Source organism: Pseudarthrobacter sp. rb (assembly GCF_056389225.1).
The window spans coordinates 304,425-326,151 of record NZ_JBWJAR010000002.1 but is presented as its reverse complement, the minus strand read 5'-3'; the positions used below and the strand labels follow the sequence as shown (position 1 = coordinate 326,151).

19 protein-coding genes are annotated in these 21,727 nt (G+C 67.2%); 15 read left to right on the top strand and 4 right to left on the bottom strand.

Annotated elements, in window-relative coordinates; all coding sequences use genetic code 11:
• Window positions 1–11: 11 nt before the first annotated feature.
• The 13 genes from pyrR (at window position 12) to ACWRN3_RS04140 (ending at window position 15,070) form a co-directional block, all read left to right on the top strand.
• Entirely contained in the window at window positions 12–599 is a 588-nt protein-coding gene (gene pyrR / locus ACWRN3_RS04200; protein ID WP_141160350.1) for a bifunctional pyr operon transcriptional regulator/uracil phosphoribosyltransferase PyrR, read from the top strand.
• On the top strand, window positions 596–1,621 hold the full coding sequence (locus ACWRN3_RS04195) for an aspartate carbamoyltransferase catalytic subunit (RefSeq protein ID WP_255172313.1): 1,026 nt from the start codon (window positions 596–598) through the stop codon (window positions 1,619–1,621). The genes pyrR and ACWRN3_RS04195 overlap by 4 nt, the downstream gene beginning before the upstream one ends.
• Window positions 1,621–2,961 carry a dihydroorotase gene (locus ACWRN3_RS04190; protein ID WP_255172312.1) on the top strand — a complete coding sequence of 447 codons (1,341 nt, stop codon included), beginning with the start codon at window positions 1,621–1,623 and terminating at the stop codon, window positions 2,959–2,961. The genes ACWRN3_RS04195 and ACWRN3_RS04190 overlap by 1 nt, the downstream gene beginning before the upstream one ends.
• Window positions 2,961–3,479 carry a PH-like domain-containing protein gene (locus ACWRN3_RS04185; protein ID WP_324642052.1) on the top strand — a complete coding sequence of 173 codons (519 nt, stop codon included), beginning with the start codon at window positions 2,961–2,963 and terminating at the stop codon, window positions 3,477–3,479. The genes ACWRN3_RS04190 and ACWRN3_RS04185 overlap by 1 nt, the downstream gene beginning before the upstream one ends.
• On the top strand, window positions 3,460–4,761 hold the full coding sequence (gene carA, locus ACWRN3_RS04180; RefSeq protein WP_476739939.1) for a glutamine-hydrolyzing carbamoyl-phosphate synthase small subunit: 1,302 nt from the start codon (window positions 3,460–3,462) through the stop codon (window positions 4,759–4,761). The genes ACWRN3_RS04185 and carA overlap by 20 nt, the downstream gene beginning before the upstream one ends.
• On the top strand, window positions 4,761–8,075 hold the full coding sequence (gene carB / locus ACWRN3_RS04175; protein ID WP_324642048.1) for a carbamoyl-phosphate synthase large subunit: 3,315 nt from the start codon (window positions 4,761–4,763) through the stop codon (window positions 8,073–8,075). Before carA ends, carB begins: the two co-directional genes overlap by 1 nt.
• Complete coding sequence (pyrF, locus tag ACWRN3_RS04170) at window positions 8,068–8,928, top strand: orotidine-5'-phosphate decarboxylase (protein WP_476739938.1); 861 nt, start codon at window positions 8,068–8,070, stop codon at window positions 8,926–8,928. The genes carB and pyrF overlap by 8 nt, the downstream gene beginning before the upstream one ends.
• Before the next feature lie 110 nt (window positions 8,929–9,038).
• Window positions 9,039–9,356 (top strand): integration host factor, actinobacterial type, encoded by a 318-nt coding sequence (mihF, locus tag ACWRN3_RS04165; RefSeq protein ID WP_201302514.1) that lies wholly within the window; start codon window positions 9,039–9,041, stop codon window positions 9,354–9,356.
• Window positions 9,357–9,400: 44 nt separating this feature from the next.
• Window positions 9,401–9,994 carry a guanylate kinase gene (gene gmk, locus ACWRN3_RS04160; RefSeq protein WP_255172309.1) on the top strand — a complete coding sequence of 198 codons (594 nt, stop codon included), beginning with the start codon at window positions 9,401–9,403 and terminating at the stop codon, window positions 9,992–9,994.
• Window positions 9,995–10,009: 15 nt separating this feature from the next.
• Entirely contained in the window at window positions 10,010–10,270 is a 261-nt protein-coding gene (gene rpoZ, locus ACWRN3_RS04155) for a DNA-directed RNA polymerase subunit omega (RefSeq protein ID WP_003800778.1), read from the top strand.
• A 38-nt stretch (window positions 10,271–10,308) separates the two neighbouring features.
• Window positions 10,309–11,547 carry a bifunctional phosphopantothenoylcysteine decarboxylase/phosphopantothenate--cysteine ligase CoaBC gene (coaBC, locus tag ACWRN3_RS04150; RefSeq protein WP_476739937.1) on the top strand — a complete coding sequence of 413 codons (1,239 nt, stop codon included), beginning with the start codon at window positions 10,309–10,311 and terminating at the stop codon, window positions 11,545–11,547.
• Between the two features lie 76 nt (window positions 11,548–11,623).
• A complete protein-coding gene (gene metK / locus ACWRN3_RS04145; RefSeq protein WP_255172307.1) occupies window positions 11,624–12,859 on the top strand; it encodes a methionine adenosyltransferase in 1,236 nt (411 codons plus the stop codon).
• Between the two features lie 126 nt (window positions 12,860–12,985).
• Window positions 12,986–15,070 carry a primosomal protein N' gene (locus ACWRN3_RS04140; protein ID WP_476739936.1) on the top strand — a complete coding sequence of 695 codons (2,085 nt, stop codon included), beginning with the start codon at window positions 12,986–12,988 and terminating at the stop codon, window positions 15,068–15,070.
• Here ACWRN3_RS04140 and ACWRN3_RS04135 read toward each other — a convergent pair.
• Genes ACWRN3_RS04135 through ACWRN3_RS04120 form a run of 4 tightly spaced genes read right to left on the bottom strand, consistent with a single transcriptional unit; the run spans window position 15,067 to window position 18,936 of the window.
• On the bottom strand, window positions 15,067–16,146 hold the full coding sequence (locus tag ACWRN3_RS04135; RefSeq protein WP_476739935.1) for a glycosyltransferase family 4 protein: 1,080 nt from the start codon (window positions 16,144–16,146) through the stop codon (window positions 15,067–15,069). The two genes, ACWRN3_RS04140 and ACWRN3_RS04135, sit on opposite strands and share 4 nt — an antisense overlap.
• Window positions 16,143–17,072 (bottom strand): alpha/beta fold hydrolase, encoded by a 930-nt coding sequence (locus tag ACWRN3_RS04130; protein WP_476739934.1) that lies wholly within the window; start codon window positions 17,070–17,072, stop codon window positions 16,143–16,145. Before ACWRN3_RS04130 ends, ACWRN3_RS04135 begins: the two co-directional genes overlap by 4 nt.
• A 9-nt stretch (window positions 17,073–17,081) precedes the next feature.
• On the bottom strand, window positions 17,082–17,951 hold the full coding sequence (locus ACWRN3_RS04125; RefSeq protein WP_224026142.1) for an aldo/keto reductase: 870 nt from the start codon (window positions 17,949–17,951) through the stop codon (window positions 17,082–17,084).
• 19 nt (window positions 17,952–17,970) lie between these two features.
• Window positions 17,971–18,936 carry a sugar-binding transcriptional regulator gene (locus ACWRN3_RS04120; protein WP_324645268.1) on the bottom strand — a complete coding sequence of 322 codons (966 nt, stop codon included), beginning with the start codon at window positions 18,934–18,936 and terminating at the stop codon, window positions 17,971–17,973.
• A gap of 125 nt (window positions 18,937–19,061) precedes the next feature.
• Between ACWRN3_RS04120 and ACWRN3_RS04115 the strand changes: the two genes are divergently transcribed.
• Both ACWRN3_RS04115 and ACWRN3_RS04110 read left to right on the top strand, forming a co-directional pair.
• Window positions 19,062–20,885: a glycerol-3-phosphate dehydrogenase/oxidase gene (locus tag ACWRN3_RS04115; RefSeq protein ID WP_476739933.1), complete on the top strand. Its 1,824-nt coding sequence runs from the start codon at window positions 19,062–19,064 to the stop codon at window positions 20,883–20,885.
• Between the two features lie 91 nt (window positions 20,886–20,976).
• On the top strand, window positions 20,977–21,726 hold the full coding sequence (locus ACWRN3_RS04110) for an MIP/aquaporin family protein (protein ID WP_159631930.1): 750 nt from the start codon (window positions 20,977–20,979) through the stop codon (window positions 21,724–21,726).
• The last annotated feature ends 1 nt before the right edge of the window (window position 21,727 follow it).

The window sequence follows — 21,727 nt, the reverse complement described above, 5'->3', positions numbered from 1 at the left end:
GGAGACGAGCGTTGACATCTGTCACCAGCGCACCGGTTCCAGCCAGGGTTGTCCTCAGCCAGGCGGACATTGACCGGGCCCTCACTCGTATCGCCCACGAGATCCTCGAAGCCAACAAGGGATCCCGGGACCTGGTCCTTTTGGGTATTCCCCGCCGCGGTTACCCGCTGGCTGTCCGGCTGGCTGAAAAGATCGCTGCGGCGGACAACACCGTTGACGCCGCTGCCATTGTGGGCCAGCTGGACGTCACCATGTTCCGTGATGACCTCTCCCACCAGGGGACCCGGCCGCCGTACCCCACCAGGCTGCCCCGGACCGGCATCGACAACAAAGTAGTGGTGCTGATCGACGACGTCCTGTACTCGGGCCGCACCATCCGCGCCGCCCTTGACGCCCTGGTCGACCTCGGCCGCCCGCGTATTGTCCGGCTCGCGGTCCTGATTGACCGGGGCCACCGTGAACTTCCCATCCGCGCGGACCATGTAGGCAAGAACCTGCCCACTTCCTCCGCCGAAAAGGTCCGGGTCCGGCTGGAGGAAACGGACACGTCCGATGCCGGAGCGCCGGTCAACGAAGTCGTGATTGAGGGCGGCGCATGAAGCACCTCCTGTCCACCGGCGACCTCAGCCTTTCGAACGCCATCCGCATCCTTGACACTGCCGAGGAAATGTCGGCAGTGGGGGAGCGGGAAGTGAAGAAGCTTCCGGCACTGCGTGGCCGCACCGTCGTCAACCTCTTCTTCGAGGACTCCACCCGCACCCGCATCTCCTTCGAAGCCGCGGCCAAGCGGCTGTCGGCGGACGTCATCAACTTTGCCGCCAAGGGGTCCTCCGTTTCCAAGGGTGAGTCCCTCAAGGACACTGCCCAGACCCTGTCCGCCATGGGGGCGGACGCCGTCGTCATCAGGCACTGGGCCTCCGGCGCACCGCACCGGCTGGCTGCCACCGACTGGATCGACGCGGCCGTCATCAACGCCGGCGACGGCACGCATGAGCACCCCACCCAGGCCCTCCTCGATGCCTTCACCATGCGCCGGCACTGGGCCCGCCTTGCCGGCACGGATTCCGAAGGAACGGACCTTAAAGGCATGCGGGTCGCCATCGCAGGTGACGTCCTGCACTCCCGCGTGGCGCGGTCGAACGTATGGCTGCTCCGTACCCTTGGCGCGGAGGTCACGCTGGTGGCGCCCCCCACCCTGTTGCCGGTCGGCGTCGACAAGTGGCCCTGCAGCGTGAGCTACGACCTGGACCAAACCCTCGCAAACGGCGTTGACGCCGTCATGATGCTCCGGGTCCAGGGCGAACGCATGAACGCATCGTTCTTCCCGAGCACCCGCGAATACTCCCGCCGCTGGGGCTTCGACGACAACCGGCTCCGGGCCCTCGATGACCTCGGCATGACGGACACCATCATCATGCACCCGGGCCCCATGAACCGTGGGCTGGAGATCAGCGCAGCCGCCGCAGACTCACCCCGCTCCACCGTCCTGGCCCAGGTCCGCAACGGCGTGTCCGTGCGGATGGCCGCACTGTACCTGCTGCTCTCCGGGGACACCCGGGAACCAGCCGCAACCCGGGCACCGGCCTACGCCGCCGCCCCGTCCACCAAGGAGAGCAACTGATGGCAGGCAACACCGGAACGTACCTCATCCAGGGCGCCGCCATCCTGGGCGGCGACCCCACTGACCTGCTGGTCCGCGACGGCATCATCGCCGAGGTCGGCCACGGCCTGTCCGCTGATGGTGCCACCGTCATCGACGCCGCCGGACTGGTGGCCCTGCCCGGCATGGTGGACGTCCACACCCACCTCCGCGAACCCGGCCGCGAGGACGCTGAGACGGTGGAGACCGGCACGCGTGCCGCAGCGCTGGGCGGTTACACAGCGGTCCACGCGATGGCCAACAGCACGCCCGTGGCCGACACCGCGGGCGTCGTGGAACAGGTTTACACGCTTGGCCGCGCCGCCGGGTGGGTGGACGTGCGCCCGGTGGGCGCCGTCACCGTGGGCCTGGCGGGGGAGCAACTGGCCGAGTTGGGTGCCATGGCCGATTCCCGCGCCCGGGTGCGCATGTTCTCCGACGACGGCATCTGCGTCCACGACCCCGTGCTGATGCGCCGCGCACTGGAATACGTCAAAGCGTTCGACGGCGTGGTGGCCCAGCACGCGCAGGAACCGCGCCTGACCGCGGGGGCCCAGATGAACGAGGGCGACGTCTCCGCCGTCCTCGGCCTCACCGGCTGGCCCGCCGTGGCCGAGGAAAGCATCATCGCCCGCGATGTCCTCCTGGCCCAGCACGTCGGTTCCCGCCTGCACGTGTGCCACGTGTCCACGGCAGGCTCGGTGGAGATCATCCGCTGGGCCAAGGAACGCGGCATCGACGTCACGGCCGAGGTCACCCCGCACCACCTGCTGCTGACCGACGACCTGGTTCGCAGCTACGACCCCGTCTTCAAGGTCAACCCGCCGCTGCGCACCGATGCCGACGTCCAGGCATTGCGCGCAGGCCTGGCAGACGGCACGATCGACGTTGTGGGTACCGACCACGCACCGCACCCCAGCGAGCACAAGGAATGCGAGTGGGCGCAGGCCGCCATGGGCATGACCGGACTGGAAACGGCCCTGTCCGTCGTCCAGCACGCCATGATCGAGACCGGCCTGATGACGTGGGCGGACTTCGCAAGGGTCACGTCCACGGCGGCTGCGAAGATCGGCCGGTTGAGCGACCAGGGCAGGCCCATCGAAGCCGGGGAACCCGCCAACCTCATCCTGGTGGATCCGGCCGCACGCTGGACGGTGGACCCCTTCCAGATGGCCACCATGGGCCGCAACTCGCCCTTCAAGGGGAGGGAGCTTCCGGGCAAGGTGGTGGCAACCTTCTTCAGGGGGCACGCCACCGTCCTCGACGGCGCGCTCAACTCGCCCCACCCGGATGCCGCCGCAACCCCTGCAGGCGCTGCCTGATGGACAAGATCCTTCCTGGCCTTGCCATGCTGGCGGTGGTCGCCGTCGTGTTTGTCCTCCTCGCAGTGGGGTGGCGCAACCGCCTGAAGCGCCAGTCCGACGTCGGGCAACTGCCCCAGGTGCCTGCAGCGCCGGGCGAGCCCACCGCCGTTGCCGAGGGGCAGTACGTGGCCACCACAACGGCTGGTGACTGGCTTGACCGGATCGCAGTGCACGGGCTGGGCATCCGCACCAACGCCACCCTTGAGGTGTACCCGCACGGTGTCCTCTATGAGCGCTCCGGTGCCCCTGCCCTGTACATCCCCGCGGCATCCCTCACGGAAGTCCGGCAGGACAGCGGCATGGCCGGGAAGTTCGTGGAAAAGGACGGCCTCCTGGTGCTCGGATGGACGCACGGCACGCATGACCTGGATACCGGCTTCCGAACGCGCCGCGCCGCGGACAAGGATGTGCTGTACCAGGCCCTTCAGGATTTGATTTCGTCAGCCCCAGCGGCTGGTGCCACCAGTGGAAAGTAAGACAGTGAAAGCGAATACATTGACAGCAACCACCTCCGCTCCTGTATCGGCCCCGGCTGCGCTGGTTCTCGAAGACGGACGCATCTTCCGCGGCACCAGCTACGGCGCCACCGGCACCGCCCTGGGCGAGGCCGTCTTCGCGACCGGCATGACCGGCTACCAGGAAACCATCACCGATCCCTCGTATGCCCGCCAGCTGGTGGTGCAGACGGCCCCGCACATCGGCAACACCGGCGTGAACGATGACGACGCCGAGTCCCGGCGCATCTGGGTGGCCGGCTACATTGTCCGCGACGCCGCGCGCCGGCCCTCCAACTGGCGTTCCGAGCGGTCGCTCGATGAGGAGCTGGTGGCCCAGGGCATCGTCGGCATCCAGGGTGTGGATACCCGTGCCATCACCCGCCACCTGCGCGAGCACAAGACCATGCGCGCCGGCATCTTCTCCGGCGGGGCAGCGCAGGCCACGGACAAGGAACTGCTCGACGCCGTCCTGGCCAGTGCCCCCATGGAGGGTTCGCGCCTGGCGGAGGAAGTCAGCGTCGACAAAGCATACGTGGTGGAACCGAAGGACCATGGCTGGGAGGGCGAGCCCCGATTCAGCATCGCGGCGATCGACCTCGGCATCAAGGCCATGACCCCGGTGCGGTTCGCCGAGCGCGGCGTCCGCGTCCACGTGCTTCCGGCCACCGCCACCCTGGAGGACGTCAAGGCCGTCAACCCGGACGGCTTCTTCATGTCCAACGGCCCGGGCGATCCCGCCACCGCCGACGCGCAGGTGAAGCTGCTGCGCTCCGTCCTGGACGAGAAGCTGCCCTACTTCGGCATCTGCTTCGGCAACCAGATCCTGGGCCGGGCCCTCGGCTTTGGCACCTACAAGCTCCGCTACGGCCACCGCGGCATCAACCAGCCCGTGATGGACCGCCGCACCGGCAAGGTGGAAATCACCTCCCAGAACCACGGCTTCGCCGTAAACGCCCCGCTCGACGGCGCCACCCAGGCTCCGGAGGCACGCTACGGCCGGGTTGAAGTCAGCCACATCAGCCTGAACGACGACGTCGTGGAAGGCCTCGCCTGCCTGGACATCCCGGCATTCTCCGTGCAGTACCACCCCGAGGCTGCGGCCGGCCCGCACGATGCCGCCTACCTGTTCGACCGGTTCATCGACCTCATGGAAGGCACGCGGGACGGCCGGAACGCCAACCTGTCCAAGGACCCGGTGGACTCCGCACATTCCGCCGGTGCCGACCACAAAAACGACAACAAGACTGAGGACAAGAAGTAATGCCGAAACGTACAGATCTCAAAAGCGTCCTCGTCATTGGTTCCGGCCCGATCGTCATCGGCCAGGCCGCCGAGTTCGACTACTCCGGCACCCAGGCCCTGCGGGTCCTCAAGGAGGAAGGCCTGCGCGTCATCCTCGTGAACTCCAACCCGGCCACCATCATGACCGACCCCGAGTTCGCCGACGCCACCTACGTTGAGCCCATCACCCCCGAGGTGGTGGAGAAGATCATCGCCAAGGAACGTCCCGACGCCGTGCTGCCCACCCTGGGCGGTCAGACCGCGCTGAACACCGCTATCGCCCTGGACAAGAACGGTGTGCTGGAGAAGTACAACGTGGAACTGATCGGCGCCAACATCGCGGCGATCGAGCTCGGCGAGGACCGCGAGAAGTTCAAGGGCGTCGTTGAGCGCTGCGGCGCCGAATCCGCCCGCAGCCACATCATCCACAGCATGGACGAGGCCCTCACGGCGGCCGTGGACCTTGGCTACCCCATGGTGGTGCGCCCGTCCTTCACCATGGGCGGCCTGGGCTCCGGCCTGGCCTACAACGAGGATGACCTGCGCCGCATCGTCGGCCAGGGCCTGCAGTACAGCCCCACCAGCGAGGTGCTGCTCGAAGAGAGCATCCTGGGCTGGAAGGAATACGAGCTCGAAATGATGCGGGACAAGAACGACAACGTGGTTGTCGTCTGCTCCATCGAGAACTTCGACCCCGTGGGTGTGCATACCGGTGACTCCATCACCGTGGCTCCGGCACTGACCCTCACCGACCGTGAGTACCAGAAGCTGCGCGACGTTGCCATCGCCGTCATCCGCGAGGTAGGCGTTGACACCGGCGGCTGCAACATCCAGTTCGCCATCGACCCCGCCACCGGCCGCGTGGTGGTCATCGAAATGAACCCCCGCGTCTCCCGCTCCTCGGCACTGGCATCCAAGGCCACCGGTTTCGCCATCGCCAAGATCGCCACCAAGCTCTCGCTCGGCTACACCCTGGACGAGATCCCCAACGACATCACCCAGAAGACCCCCGCGTCCTTCGAACCCACCCTGGACTACGTGGTGGTCAAGGTCCCGCGGTTTGCCTTCGAAAAGTTCCCGGCGGCGGACAACACCCTCACCACCACCATGAAGTCCGTGGGCGAAGCCATGGCCATGGGCCGCAACTTCACCGAGGCCCTGCAGAAGGCCCTGCGCTCCCTGGAGCAGAAGGGCTCGCAGCTGGACTTCAGCTCCGTGCCGGAGTACCAGGTCGAGGAACTGATCGAGAAGGCCAAGCGCCCAACCACAGAACGCCTGCACCAGGTCCAGCGCGCTCTCCTGGGCGGTGCCACCGTGGAACAGCTCTTCGAAGCCACCAAGATCGACCCGTGGTTCCTGGACCAGCTCCAGCTGCTCAACGAGATCTCCCACGAGATCCGCCAGGCGGGCGCCCTCACGGCAGACATGCTCAAGCGCGCCAAGCGCCACGGCTTCTCCGACGAGCAGATCGGTGCGCTGACCCACAACTCCGAGGCCGTGGTCCGCGGTGTGCGCCAGGCCCTGGGTATCCGCCCCGTCTACAAGACCGTGGATACCTGCGCCGCAGAGTTCGCCGCGTACACGCCGTACCACTACTCGGCCTACGACGAGGAGGACGAGGTTGCGCTGCACTCCAAGCCGTCCATCCTGATCCTCGGATCCGGGCCGAACCGCATCGGCCAGGGCATCGAGTTCGACTACTCCTGCGTCCACGCCTCCATGGCGCTGCGCAAGGCCGGCTACGAGACCGTCATGGTCAACTGCAACCCGGAAACCGTCTCCACCGACTACGACGTCTCCACCCGCCTGTACTTCGAGCCGCTAACGCTCGAGGACGTCCTGGAGGTCATCGCGGCCGAGGAACGCACCGGCGGCGTCATGGGCGTGTTCGTCCAGCTCGGTGGCCAGACTCCGCTGAAGCTGGCCCAGCAGCTGGCCGACGCCGGCGTGCCGATCCTGGGCACCTCCCCGGAAGCCATCGACCTGGCCGAGCACCGCGGCGCCTTCTCCCGCGTGCTGGACAAGGCCGGCCTGGTCTCGCCCAAGAACGGCACCGCCGTTTCCTTCGAGGACGCCAAGACGATCGCCGACGAGATCGGCTACCCGGTCCTGGTCCGCCCGTCCTACGTCCTGGGCGGCCGCGGCATGGAAATCGTCTACGACGAGCCCAACCTCTCCCGCTACATCGCCAACGCCACCGAGATCACCCCGGACCACCCGGTACTGATCGACCGGTTCCTGGAGGACGCCGTCGAAATCGACGTTGACGCCCTCTTCGACGGCACCGACATGTACCTGGGCGGCATCATGGAGCACATCGAGGAAGCCGGCATCCACTCCGGCGACTCCGCCTGCGTCCTGCCGCCCATCACCCTTGGAAGCAACGTTATCGAACGTGTCCGGGTGGCAACCCGTGCCATCGCCGAAGGCGTGGGCGTGCGCGGCCTGATCAACATCCAGTTCGCGCTGGCCTCGGACGTGCTGTACGTCCTGGAAGCCAACCCCCGCGCCTCGCGCACCGTGCCGTTCGTGTCCAAGGCCACCGGCGTCCAGATGGCCAAGGCCGCTGCCCTCATCGGCACCGGCGTGACCATCAACCAGCTCCGCAGCGCCTACAAGATGCTGCCGGAAACCGGTGACGGCTCAACCCTGCCGCTGGACGCCCCCGTGGCCGTCAAGGAAGCAGTGCTGCCGTTCAGCCGGTTCCGCACGCTTGAAGGCAAGGTAGTGGACTCCCTGCTCGGCCCGGAAATGCGCTCCACCGGCGAAGTCATGGGCATCGACAAGCACTTCGACACCGCCTTCGCCAAGAGCCAGGCCGGCGCCAACAACGCCCTCCCCACCGAGGGCAAGGTGTTCGTCTCCGTGGCCAACCGCGACAAGCGTTCCGTGATCATGGGCGTCAAGCGGCTCTCCGACCTCGGCTTCGAGATCGTCTCCACCGGCGGCACCGCCGACGTCCTGCGCCGCAACGGCATCCAGGCCACCCCGGTGCGCAAGGTTGCCGAGGGCAGCAGCGCCGAGGGGGAGGGCACCATTGCCGACCTCATCGTGGCCGGCGAGATCGACATGGTCTTCAACACGCCCTCCGGCGGCGAAGCCCGCAGCGACGGCTACGAGCTCCGTGCCGCGGCAACGTCCATCGGCATTCCGTGCATCACCACGGTGGCCGAGTTCAACGCCGCCGTCCAGGCCATCGAGGCCATGCGCACCTACGAGTGGTCTGTCACCAGCCTGCAGGAGCACGCTGCAGCGCTGGCCGAGTCGCAGAAGGCGGCCCTGCAGCATGCCTGAGCAGGCAGCCACTGCCGGCCGGGAGTCCTTTGGCTCCCGGCTCGGCGCGGCCATGGCCGCCCGTGGTCCCCTCTGCGTTGGCATTGATCCGCACCCGGCACTGCTGAAGAGCTGGGGACTGGACGACGACGCCGCGGGGCTTCGGCGCTTCTCGCTGACGGTCCTGGAGGCAGTGGCTTCGCTCGCTGCCGCCGTGAAGCCCCAGGTGGCACTTTACGAACGCCACGGTTCTGCCGGCATGGCGGTGCTGGAGGAGGTCCTGGCCACGGCCCGGGACGAATCCGTGCTCAGCATCGCCGACGCCAAGCGCGGCGACATCGGATCCACCATGGCCGCCTACGCGGACGCCTGGCTGCGCGACGAGTCTCCGCTCGCAGCGGACTCCGTCACGCTGAGCCCCTACCTCGGCTTCGAGTCCCTTCGCCCCGCGCTTGACCTCGCGGCGGAAACCGGGCGGGGCGTGTTCGTGCTGGCGCTGACGTCCAACCCCGAGGGAGCCTCGGTCCAGCACGTGGGCGGAAAGGATTCCGTGGCCCGCAGGATCACGGAGTCCGCGGCAGCGGAGAACTCGCGGTACCCCGAAAGCCTCGGTTCTGTTGGCCTGGTGGTCGGCGCCACCGTCGGCAGCGCCCTGGCAGACCTGGAACTGGACCTTGCTGCGGTCCGTGGCCCCATCCTGGCGCCCGGCCTCGGGGCCCAGGGGGCAACGCCGGCTGACCTTCGGGCCACCTTCGGCGCTGCCTACCCGCTGGTCCTGGGAACCTCCAGCCGGGACATCATGTCGGCCGGACCGGAAACGCGGGGCCTGCGCGAGGCCGCGCTGCGGACGCTGGACGGACTGCGGGGCGAATAGGCCTGCAATTGTCCGGATGCATTGATTCAGGCTGCACCAGAGGGTAGTTTCAGGACAGGTCCAAGGGCGGCCGCCCTTGGATGAATCCGCCGACTTCGGGGGTGTCCGTGATGGTCCTGCGACCTCTATCTGCGTCTGAACGGGCCGACGCCCTGGGCAAGGCGGCAGCAGCCAGGGCAACGCGTGCCGCCGCCAAGGAGAGCCTCCGGAACGGCGACAGATCGGCGGCGGACATCATCAGCTCCGCGCTGGAGGACGACGCCCTGGCCCGCATGCGGGTTTCTGAACTGCTCGAAGCCCTGCCCGGCATCGGAAAGGTGCGGGCCGCCGCCATCATGCAGCAGCTGGGCATCGCAGCGTCCCGCAGGGTCCGGGGCCTGGGCGTCCACCAGCGCCGCGCGCTGGTAGATTTTATAGACGAGCACTGAGGCAGGCGGCGCCTGCCCTTCCCCAACCGTGGCAAAAGGAATACGTGAGCAAGAAACCTGGACTGACAGTCCTCGCAGGTCCGACGGCTGTTGGCAAAGGCACCGTGTCCACCTATATCCGGGACAACTACCCGGAGGTTTGGCTTTCCGTCTCCGCCACCACCCGGGCGCCCCGGCCCGGCGAGGTGGACGGTGTCCACTACTTCTTCAAGACCAAGGAGGAGTTCGAGAGGCTCATCGCCGACGGTGAACTCCTGGAGTGGGCCGTTGTCCACGGCCAGAACACCTACGGCACCCTCAAGAGCACCGTCAACGCGGCCATCGCGGAGGGCCGTTCGGTGCTCCTGGAGATCGACCTCCAGGGTGCACGGCAGGTGAAAGCGGCCGTTCCCGACGCCCAGTTCGTCTTCCTCGCCCCGCCAACGTGGGACGAGATGGTGCGCCGGCTGGTGGGCCGCGGCACAGAAACCCCCGAAGAACAGCAGCGGCGCCTGGAAACCGCTAAACTGGAACTTGCTGCTGAACCGGAGTTCGACCACACCGTCATCAATGACGACGTCCGCCGGGCAGCGGACGAGCTTGTTTCACTCATGGGGCTGACACCGCATCCACACCTGCCGGAACCGTCAGCCCGCTAGGAATTTGGAGAATTCGTGTCCACGAACCTTGAAGGCATCATCAACCCGCCGATCGACTCGCTGCTCGAAGCAGCCGACTCCAAGTACGGCCTGGTGATCTTCGGTGCCAAGCGCGCTCGTCAGATCAACGCCTACTACGCCCAGCTGCACGAGGGCCTCTTCGAGTACGTCGGCCCCCTGGTTGACACCAAGCTGAACGAAAAGTCGCTCTCCATCGCACTGCGCGAAATCAACGAAGGCAAGCTGGTTTCCACGCCGATCGAAGCCGCAGAGTAATCCTGCCGCTGAACTGACTTGCTGTTGACGGAGATCACGTGCGCATAGTCCTCGGAGTCGGGGGAGGGATTGCCGCCTACAAGGTGGCATCGCTCCTCCGGCTTTTTACTGAAGCCGGCCATGACGTCACGGTGATCCCCACGGAGGCGTCCACCCGCTTCATCGGCACCGCCACCTGGGAGGCGCTGTCCGGAAACCCGGTCAGCAACAGCGTCTTCGATGACGTGCACCTGGTCAACCACGTCCGCCTGGGCCATGAGGCAGACCTGGTGGTCGTGGCACCGGCCACGGCGGACCTCCTGGCAAAAGCTGCAACCGGCCAGGCCGGGGACCTGCTGACCAACACGTTGCTGATGGCGCACGGCCCCGTGCTGTTCGCCCCCGCAATGCACACCGAAATGTGGCAGCACGCCGCAACCCGCGCCAACGTCGAAACGCTCCGCGGCCGCGGCGCCGCCGTCCTGGAGCCGGCCTCCGGCAGGTTGACCGGCGCAGACTCAGGCCCCGGCCGGCTCCCGGAACCGCAGGTGATCTTCGACGCAGCCATGGCGCTGGTCCAGGGACGGTCCGATTACCAGCTTCCGCTTGCGGGCCGCACCGTAACCGTCAGCGCCGGCGGCACCCGCGAACCGCTGGACCCCGTACGGTTCCTGGGCAACCGGTCTTCCGGCAAGCAGGGCGTGGCGCTGGCAGTCGCTGCCCGGAACGCCGGCGCCACCGTGCGGTTACTGGCCGCACACATGGATGTTGCGCCACCGGCCGGGGTGGAGGTGGTCCGCGTGGAGACCGCCCTGCAACTCCGGGAAGCTGCACTGGACGCCGCAGCGGAGTCCGACGTCGTCATTATGTCCGCCGCCGTGGCCGACTTCCGCCCGGCCGATGTCTCTGACACCAAAATCAAAAAGCGGGACGATACAGCAGACCCCGTCATCACCCTGGTCCGAAACCCGGACATCCTGCAGGAGCTCGTGGAACAGCGCAATGCCGGGGATTCGGCTTCCGGGCAACTCATCGTCGGTTTCGCCGCGGAGACCGGGGACAGCCAGGGCGACGTCCTGGAGTATGCGGAGGCAAAACTCCAGCGGAAGGGCTGCGACCTGCTGGTGGTCAACCACGTGGGGACGGATAAGGTCTTCGGGCAGGACTCCAACTCGGTGGTCATCCTCTCCCGCTCCGGCTCCGAACCACAGGAAGCGTCGGGAACCAAGACTGAGGTTGCCGAAGCCATCATTACCCGCATCAGCTTTGAACTGAACCGGGTTTCGCCCCGGACCTGAGTGTTCCGCACCACGTTTGCTTCGCGGGAAGACATCTCCCGCAGGGCCGGCGTGCTCCAACCAGTAAGGTAGTTGAGTGACTTTACCGCTGCACCTTCCCCAGTCCCATGGGGCCACGCCCTCCGCGCTCCGGCTCTTCACGTCCGAGTCGGTTACCGAAGGCCACCCGGACAAGATCTGTGACCAGATCAGCGACGCCATCCTGGACGCGCTCCTGGCCGCAGACCCCGAATCCCGTGTAGCCGTGGAGACCATGGCGACCACCGGTCTGGTGCACGTGGCAGGCGAAGTCACCACCGACGCCTACGTCGAAATCCCGCAGATCGTTCGCGAGACCATCCTCGGCATCGGCTACGACTCATCAGCCAACGGTTTTGATGGTGCCCGCTGCGGCGTGTCCGTATCCATCGGCCAGCAGTCGAATGACATCGCCGGCGGCGTCTTTAACTCGCTGGAAGCCCGCGAAGGCCGCCAGGAGGACGACTATGACCTCCAGGGTGCGGGCGACCAGGGCCTGATGTTCGGGTACGCCAGCGACGAGACCCCTTCCTACATGCCCACGCCCATCTGGCTGGCCCACCGGCTCTCCGAACGCCTGACCGACGTCCGGAAGACGGGCCAGCTGGCCTACCTCCGCCCGGACGGCAAGACCCAGGTCACCGTGGGCTACGACAAAGACGTTCCGGTATCCGTTGAAACCGTGGTGATCTCCAGCCAGCACGCCGAGGGCGCAAGCCTTGAGCAGCTGCGCGCCGACCTCGCCGCCATTGTCATTGAGCCCGTCCTCGCCGCCGCCAACCTGGACATCTCCCGCGCCGCGAACATCCTCAACCCTGCCGGTGAATTCGTCATCGGCGGGCCGGTGGGAGACGCCGGCCTCACCGGCCGCAAGATCATCGTCGACACCTACGGCGGCATGGCCCGCCACGGCGGCGGCGCCTTCTCCGGCAAGGACCCTTCCAAGGTGGACCGCTCCGCCGCATACGCCATGCGCTGGGTCGCCAAGAACGTGGTGGCCGCGGGGCTGGCCAAGCGTGCCGAGATCCAGATCGCCTACGCAATCGGCCAGGCCCGCCCCGTGGGAACCTACGTGGAGACGTTCGGCACCGAGACCGTGGATCCCGCCCGGATCAGCGAAGCCATCGCGGAAATCTTCGATCTCCGTCCGCGGGCCATCATCGACGCCCTGGACCTGAAACGGCCCATCTACGCCAAGACCGCTGCCCACGGTCACTTTGGCCGCGACGATCCCGACTTCACATGGGAACGCCTTGACCGGGTGGACGATTTGAAGGCATTCTTCAACGCCTAGCAGCGCTTCCGCCGGAGTCCCATGGGCGCAGGCTGGAAGCCCATGGGCGCAGGCTGGAAGCCCAATGTCAGTGCCCCGTGCTTTGCTGTCCCTGTCCAACCCGGCAGCTGAACGGAGGTAACCGCAGTGGTTGCTGACAGTTCCGTGCAGCCGTCCCTGCTGCAGGGCTTTCCGGCACGCACGCTGCCCAGTGGCGTTGCCGTGGCAGGGCACCTTCCGGTGGCCCGGGTCCTCGTTGAGTCTTCGCTGCCCCATCTGGACCGGCCCTTTGACTATGCGGTCCCGGCTGAGCTGCACCAGGCGGCCCAGCCAGGTGTCAGGGTCAAGGTCAAGTTCAACGGCCAGGACCTCAACGGATTCCTCCTTGAGCGGGTCGCTGAGTCGGACGCCGGACACGCCCTGGTGCCGCTGGCAAAAGTGGTGTCCCCGGTGCCGGTCCTCACGCCAGCCGTCAAGGCTCTCGCCGCTGCCGTCGCTGCGCGGTACGCCGGCACCGTCAGCGACGTCCTCCGCCTTGCAGTGCCGCCCCGCGTTGCCAGGCTGGAGAAGGAGTACCCAGCGTCACTGGACACCGGGGAAGCGGAAGTCGTCCCCGCCCTGCCCGGTGCCCCCGGCGTTTCATCGTGGGCGCCGTACCGGACCGGCGCTGCCTTCCTCAGGCACCTGGCCGCAGGGGGAGCCCCCCGCGCCGTCATCAATCCGCTGCACGGGTACGGTCCCACCGGATGGCCGGCCCTGCTGGCGCAGGCCGCGGCTGCCGCTTATGCCTCAGGCCGGGGCGCGCTCCTGGTGGTGCCCGACTACCGGGACCTGGACCGCCTTGAAGATGCCCTGAAGGGCCTGGTGCCGGAGGAGGCCGTGGCCAGGCTCACGGCCGACGACGGTCCCACACCGCGCTACCGGAACTTCCTGCGCCTCCTGGCCGGCCGGGCCAGGATTGCCATCGGAACGCGCTCGGCCGCCTTCGCCCCGGTGCAGGACCTGGGGCTGGTTGCCTGCTGGGACGACGGCGACGACCTCCACATCGAGCAGCGCGCACCCTACGCCCATGCCCGGGAGGTCCTGCTCCTGCGGGCAGAACAGGAGGGTACGTCCTGCCTCCTTGCCGGGCACGCACGCAGCACCGAAGTCCAGCGGCTGGTGGAGGCCGGCTGGGCCGTACCCGTGGAGGCCGGGCGGTCCGCTGTCCGCGCGTCGGTTCCCCGCGTCGTCAGCACTGCCGACAGCTTCGAACAGGGACGGGACCCGCTGGCCACCATCGCCCGCCTGCCGCATGCCGCGTGGCAGGCGGCCAAGGAGGGGCTGGAGCGTGGCCCCGTCCTGGTCCAGGTCGCCAGGGCGGGCTATGCACCCTCCCTCGTGTGTGAGACGTGCCGTGAACCCGCCCGGTGCGCACACTGCCAAGGGCCCCTGGCTTTGGCCGGCTCCTCCGTTTTGCCCCAATGCCGCTGGTGTTCCACCCCCGCCCCAGACTGGAAGTGCTCCCACTGCGGTGGCCGGCGGCTTCGAAAAGGGGCCACCGGCGTCCTGCGGACCGCCGAAGAGCTTGGCCGCGCGTTTCCGGGGACGACGGTCATCACGTCCTCAGGGGACCAGGTGAAGGCCAACGTGGGTGCCGGGAAGGCCCTGGTCGTGGCAACGGTGGGGGCCGAACCCGTCGCAGACGGCGGGTACGCCGCCGCACTGCTGCTGGACGGCGATTCCCTGCTGCGCCGCGAAACCCTCCGTGCGGGCGAGGACACCGTTCGCCGCTGGTTTAACGCAGCCGCCCTGGTGCGCCCTGCCCCGGACAAAGGCCTGGTGGTGGTCACCGCTACGGACACCGCTGCTACGGGCGCGCTGCTGCGGTGGGATCCGGCCGGCTACGCCCATCGTGAACTGTCCCTGCGGATGGAACTCCAGCTTCCACCGGCGGTGCGCATCGCATCGGTGACAGGGCCGCGGGACGCCGTTGAACACTTCACAGGTGCGGTGGAAGCGGACCTGGCCGGCGCGGGTATCACGGTGCGTACGGCGGGCCCTGCGCCGCTGCTGCTCAGCCCACCGCCCTCCGGCAGGCGCCCGGCCGAGGACGTCCGGACCCTGTTGTTCTTCCCGTACGGCCAGGCTGCCGCCGTCGTCCGCGTCCTGCGGGTCACCCGGGCAGCCGTGGCTGCGAAGCGGACCCTGGACCCCGTGCAGCTGCGGCTCGATGGTGTCGACGTGCTCTAGGCCCGGCGCCTTTTCGCCACGACCTCATGCGCAGCATCCACCAGCTGGCGCGCCGACTCATCCCAGCTGAACTCCGCCGCACGCGCAATCGAACGGCGGGACATGTCCTGCCAGTGCCCATCGTCCTGCAGCTGACCCACAGCGTCCGCGAACTGCCCGGGGGACTCCGGATCCACGTACAGCGCGGCGTCTGCACCGACTTCGCGGAAGATGGGAATGTCGCTGGCGATCACGGGCGTACCCACCGCCATCGCCTCCACCAGCGGAAGACCGTACCCCTCCGCTTTGGACAGGCTCACCAGGGCCGTGGCCCTGCGCAGGAGCCCGTCATACTCAGCATCCGTCACGCCATTATGGAACAGCACCGAAGCGCCCGCAGGCACGATGGCTTCGAGTTCCGCCCGCCGCTGCGGCGTGATCCGGCTGAGCAGGTGCAGGGTGTAGCCGGGCAGCCCGGCCATGCCGGCCACCATGGTTTCCACGTTCTTGTACGGCATGAACGACCCCATGTAGATGATCGATTTGTCCGCGCCGGCGGCCGGGTCACGGGGTTCCTGCGCCGGCTGCGGTGCGTTCGCGATGATGCGCACGGGCCTGCGCGTCAGCCGGTATTTGGCCATCAGCGCCGCCGTGGTCTGGCTGATCGTTGCCACAGTATCGGCCCGGTTGAGGAGCACGCGCTGCGGCCAGAACGCCTTGTGGTACAGACGCCACAGCAGCCGGACCGGCGCCGGCAAAAACCCCGGGGGAGCGGGGTGCTCGTAATAGATGAGGTCGTGCAGGGTCAGGATCAGCCCGTACTTCCGGCCCCAGGTGCCCATGGTCTGCATGGGGCAGACCACCACGTCCGCCCCTGTGGCGTTGACTTTCCGGGCAACGAACAGCTCCAGCGGCGAGAGCGGGCTGCTGATGAGCGTGTAGGGAACGTCCGGCAGCAGGGCAAGCTGCCGCTCGTCGGACACCAGCATGGAGACGTCCGCGATCTTTGCCGTGGCAGCAATCAGGCTGGCTCCGTAGCGGCTGATGCCGTCGTGGTGGTCGGTACGGGTGAAACGTGCATCAATGACGATCTTCACGCGGGATGGTCCTTCAGGAAGCTGCGGATGTAACGGGCGGCCGGCTCAGGCGTCTCGTAGTGGATCAGGTGCCCGACGCCGGGAATCACCTTCAGCTCCCCGTCCGGTAGCAACTCCAGGAGGCGGTGCTGGTTGGGGAGCGTAGCGATTTCATCCTTTTCACCGGCGACCAGCAGCACGGGCAGGTCCAGTTGACCGGCAACCTCCGCTACATGGTTGCTGACGGAGGCGGTGAAGGACTCCAGGAGGCTGTCCCGGTCGGCAAAGGAACTGAAGTAGGCGTGGTGCTGGTAGTGGATGAAGGCCCGCAGCTCCCGGTCGCGGGTCTTGGCCATGGTCTCGCTCATGACCCGAACGATCAGCGGATTGCGCAGCAGAGCGAGTCCCGGGCCACGGGGAAGCCGTGCCGCGAGCTGGTAGTACAACACGGCCAGCCGGGTCATCACGCCCTTTGGACCCTCCAAAGCCGGAGCGGCGATGGGGTTGATGAGGATCAGGGGGCGCACGGCCTGCGGGTTGTTGGCCACAAAGTGGGACGCCACGATGGACCCGAACGAGTGTCCCAGGAGCACGGTGTCCGGCCCCAGGCCCTGGTTGGCCATGAAGTCGGTGATGAACTGACCGTAGCGCTCCACGGAGTGGGGGCCGCGGGCAAAAGCGTCCGAACTGCCGAAGCCGGGAAGGTCCGGCATGATGATGCGCATGTCCGGAAGCTGGTCGGCTACGCGCAGGAGTCCGTGGTGGTCGCCGCGGAACCCGTGGACCACCAGGATGGTGCGGGTTTCCGGGGTCTCCTCGACGGGCTCATAGGTCCAAAAAGCCACTGTGCTGCCGTCGAGGCTCACGGTGGAGGGGGTGGTGCGGTCGGCGAGGCCGGCACTCAGGTACGCAGGCGCAGGGGAAGGCCCCGGGTTCACAGTATCCATGGCGGAGGCCTAGTTGACGTTGTCCGGATGCGACCCGGTGCGTTGCCCGCGGTCCAGTGCCTTAATGGCCACCAGGTCCCGCCCGGAGAGCTCGAAACCGAAGACATCGAGGTTCTCCCGGATCCGGGCCTCGGAGCTGGCCTTGGGGATGGCGATATGTCCCAGCTGCATGTGCCAGCGGAGGATCACCTGCGCGGGGGTCCGGCCGTGCTCGGCGGCGCAGGCCTGGATGACGGGATCGGCCAGCACCTGGCCGCGGCCCAGCGGGCTCCATGCTTCGGTCCGAATGCCCAGTTCCGCATGCTTGCTGCGCAGCTCCTCCTGCTGCAGCCATGGGTGCAGCTCGATCTGGTTGACGGCGGGGACCACCTCGGCGCTTTGCAGCAGGCGGTCAAGGTGTGCCGGCTGGAAGTTGCTGACGCCGATGGCACGGACCCTGCCCTCGCGGTAGAGCGTCTCCAGGGCACGGTAGGTCTCGGGGAACAGGCCCCGGCGGGGGCACGGCCAGTGGATGAGGTACATGTCCACATAGTCCAGGCCAAGGTTGACCATGGAATCGTCGAAGGCGCGCAGCGTCGCATCGTAGCCGTGGTGGTCATTCCACACCTTTGTGGTGATGAACACGTCTTCACGCGTCAGGGACGGAAAGAGTTCGCCTGAGCCGCCGCTGCCGGTCCCTGCATCCAGCTGGGAACTGATGCCGCGTGCCACGCCGGTTTCGTTGCCGTACATGGCGGCGGTGTCGAAGTGCCGGTAGCCGGCGGCGAGCGCGGTTGCCACCAGCCCTTCCGCGTCTGCTGCCGGCACCTTGTACAGCCCAAAGCCGAGCTGGTCTATCAGCACACCGTTATTCAGGCTGAGCCGGGGTGAGGTTCTCATGGCAACGACTCTACCCACTTCAGCTGGTGAGGCCCTCGTAATCCACCAGCCGGCGTGCGGTGGCTTCGTCGAGGATCAGGTCCGTGGCGAGCCGTGCTGCCAGTGCCCCGCGCAGGCCGTTGATCTTCGAGACTCCCGACACCACGCAGATCCTTCGGCGCACCTCCCGGAGCTGGGCGAGGGCAGGGCCGGTGGACCGCTCGTTCAGGACGATCCCGTCAGAGGACCCGTCGGCCCGGAAGAACACGGTGGCAACGTCGCCCACCACGTCTGAGTTGGCCAGGGCATTGAGGTCGTCCTCGTCGAGGTACCCGCCCGCGTAGACGTGGCTGGGATAGTCGGCGTGCACGGATCCGACGCCGAATATGGCGATGCTCATCTTGGCCTGCAGTTCCAGGACGCGCTGCACGCTGCGCTCATTCCACATGGCCGTCTTGGTGTCGGCGTGGTCGAAGAACGCCGGGACGGGGAATTGCTCCACCCGCGCCCCGTACGCGCTCCCGAACCGGCGCATGATGTCGCTCGCGTAGGTAATGCCCGTGGTGTGCATGTTCCCGGCACCGTTGAGCTGGACGATCACGCTGTCGTGGGTGATCTTCCGGGTGAGGTGCCGGCTCACCGCGCTGAGCGTAGATCCCCAAGCCACACCGATGATCGCGTTGGAGTCCACCAGGGGCCCGATGGTCCGCGCTGCCTGCATGGCCACCCGGTCCAGGGTCTCGGCTTCATTCAGCGTCCCAAGGATGGGAACCACATGGACATCCAGGTTGTACCGGCGCCTGATCATGCCCTCAAGTTCGGGCCCGGTGTCCAGCGGGTTGCGGATCTGGATCTGCACCAGGCCGGACTCCCGCGCCGAGGACAAGAGGCGCGAGACGGTGGACCGGGAGGTGCGCAGCTCGCGGGCAATGGCGTCCATGGTGAGGTCCTGCAGATAGTACATTTGTGCAGCTCGGAGGGCATCCTGGTCCCGGGAAAGTGCCATCTCACTTCCGTTCTGCACGTTTGTGCATAGTCCTTGACTCCATTTTCCAATTCTCCAAACAATAGAGCAGAACGGCGGCGCCAACCAGCGGTGGCCGCATCACACAAAGCCCCAAGGGAGTCGTTTTGGGACCCAAGGATTCAACTGTTCAACCGTCTGTTACTGCGCCCCGGCCAGGGGCCGAACGCGCATCGGTCCACAGCCTGCGGCGCCGCCCGCACGCAAAAGTGCTGGTGGTGGGCGGCGGCATCAACGGAGTGGGCACGTTCCGCGATCTGGCACTGCAGGGCGTCGACGTTGCACTGGTGGAGCGCGGCGACTACTGCCAGGGCGCAAGCGGCGCGTCTTCGCACATGATCCACGGTGGCATCCGGTACCTCGAAAACGGCGAGTTCCGCCTGGTCCGGGAATCCGTGGTGGAGCGCAACCGGCTGCTGAAGATCGCCCCGCACTACGTCAAGCCGCTGCAGACGACCATCCCGATCTTCAGCACCTTCTCCGGTATCCTCTCCGCGCCGCTGCGCTTCCTCACCCACAAGCAGCAGGGCAAGCCCAAGGAGCGCGGTGCGTTCCTCATCAAGGCGGGCCTCAGCCTTTACGATTCGTTTTCCCGGGACGGCGGCACGGTGCCCCGGCATCAGTTCCGCACCCACAAGGCAGCCCTCCAGGAACTTCCCGCCCTTCGGCCGGACGTCAAATACACCGCAACCTACTTCGACGCCTCGGTGCACAACCCTGAACGGCTGACCCTCGACGTCCTCCAGGACGGCGAAAAGGCCGGCCGCGCAAGCAACGTGACGGGCACCAGCGCGCAGGGTGACACGGCCCGCGCCAGCAACTACCTCTCGCTGCAGTCCATGTCTTCCACCCCCAACCCGGGGACCGGCCGGGGGAGCACCGTCCGGCTCCGCGATGAACTCACCGGGGAAGAGTTCGATTTCACGGCTGACATCATCGTGAACACCACCGGGGCGTGGGTGGACCTGACCAATGAGGCCATGGGCGCGGCGTCGGCCTTCATGGGCGGCACCAAGGGCTCCCACATCGTGCTGGACCACCCGGGCCTCCTCGCCGCCTGCCGCGGCCGGGAGATCTTCTTCGAGCACACCGACGGCCGGATTGTCCTCATCTACCCCATGGGTGACCGGGTGCTGGTGGGCACCACGGACGTCGACGCGGACATGTCGGAAGACGCCATCTGCACCGACGAGGAAATCCAGTACTTCTTCGACCTCATCGGCCACGTGTTCCCGTCCATTGACGTCACGCCTGACGACATCGTCTACACGTTCTCGGGTGTGCGCCCCCTGCCGAGCCATGACGCCACCCAGCCGGGCTTCGTCTCCCGCGACTACCGCATCGAACGCCGCGCTTCCGGAACAAACGGAACCGGGGCACTCGTGCTGAGCCTGGTGGGCGGCAAGTGGACCACCTTCCGCGCCCTCTCAGAGCACCTGACCAACGAGGTCCTCACCGAGCTCGGCGTGCAGCGGAAGCTTTCGACGGCGCAGCTCCCCATCGGCGGCGGCGCCGGCTTCCCTGCCGACGAGGCAGGCGTGCAGAAGTGGATCAAGGCCCACATGGCCGACGGCCGCGACGCAGACCGAACGGCCGGCCTGCTGACCCGCTACGGGACCCGGGCCGAAGCCGTGATCGAATACCTCGACGCCGAACCTGACCAGGCGCTGCGGTCCACCCGGGAGCTCAGCGTCCGCGAGTTGGAATTCATGGCGGCAAACGAGCAGGTGGGGCACCTCGTGGATGTCCTCATCCGGCGTACCTCACTGGCCTTCCGGGGGCTCGTGACCGGAGAACTCCTCAACGAAGTGGCGGAGGTGCTGTCGGTGCCGCTCAAGTGGGACGCGGCAGCCCGTGCCGCAGAGATCAAGCACGCCCAGGACGTGCTGCAGCGTTTCCACCGCGTGGAAACGCACAGCCTGGTCTCTTAAGGCCAGGCAGCCGGCCGGGGCGCGCCAGCGTCCCGGCCCCACGGTCCTTCACCCGCGGAGGACCGACAACTAAACAAAGAAGGAGTCAAAGATGTCTCTAGGAATAGTCTTCCTCTCCGAAGTCTTTGGCACGGGCATGCTGACCCTGTTGGGTTGCGGCGTCGTTGCCAACGTGGCTTTGCGGGGGACAAAAGGCAACAACGGCGGTTTCCTGATGGTCACATGGGGGTGGGGAATCGCCGTCTTCGCGGGTGTCTTCGTCGCCGCCAAGTCGGGCGCGCACCTCAACCCGGCCGTCACCCTCGGCCTGCTGCTCAACGGCAAGCCCGAATACGCTCCGGGAGTCGCCGTCGACTTCGCCTCCACCCTGACCTACTTCGGAGGCGAGCTGCTGGGCGCGTTCCTCGGCGCCGTGGTCTGCTGGCTGGCCTACAAACAGCACTTCGATGACGAGCCGGAGCCTGCCGGCAAGCTCGGGACCTTTTCCACCGGCCCTGCCATCCGGTCCACCCCATGGAACCTGATCACCGAGATCATCGGCACTTTTGTCCTGGTCTTCGTCATCCTCACCCTCGGTGGTACCCCCTCGGGGCTCGGCCCACTCGCCGTCGCGCTGCTCGTGGTCGGCATCGGTGTCTCCCTTGGCGGGCCCACCGGCTACGCCATCAACCCCGCCCGCGACCTCGGACCCCGCATCGCCCACGCAGTGCTCCCGATCAAGGGCAAGGGCTCCAGTGACTGGAGCTACTCCTGGATTCCGGTGGTGGGTCCGCTTGTCGGCGGCGCCCTGGCCGGAGTTGTTGCCCGGATCGCCCCGATCATCGTCACCGCCGCTTCCTAAA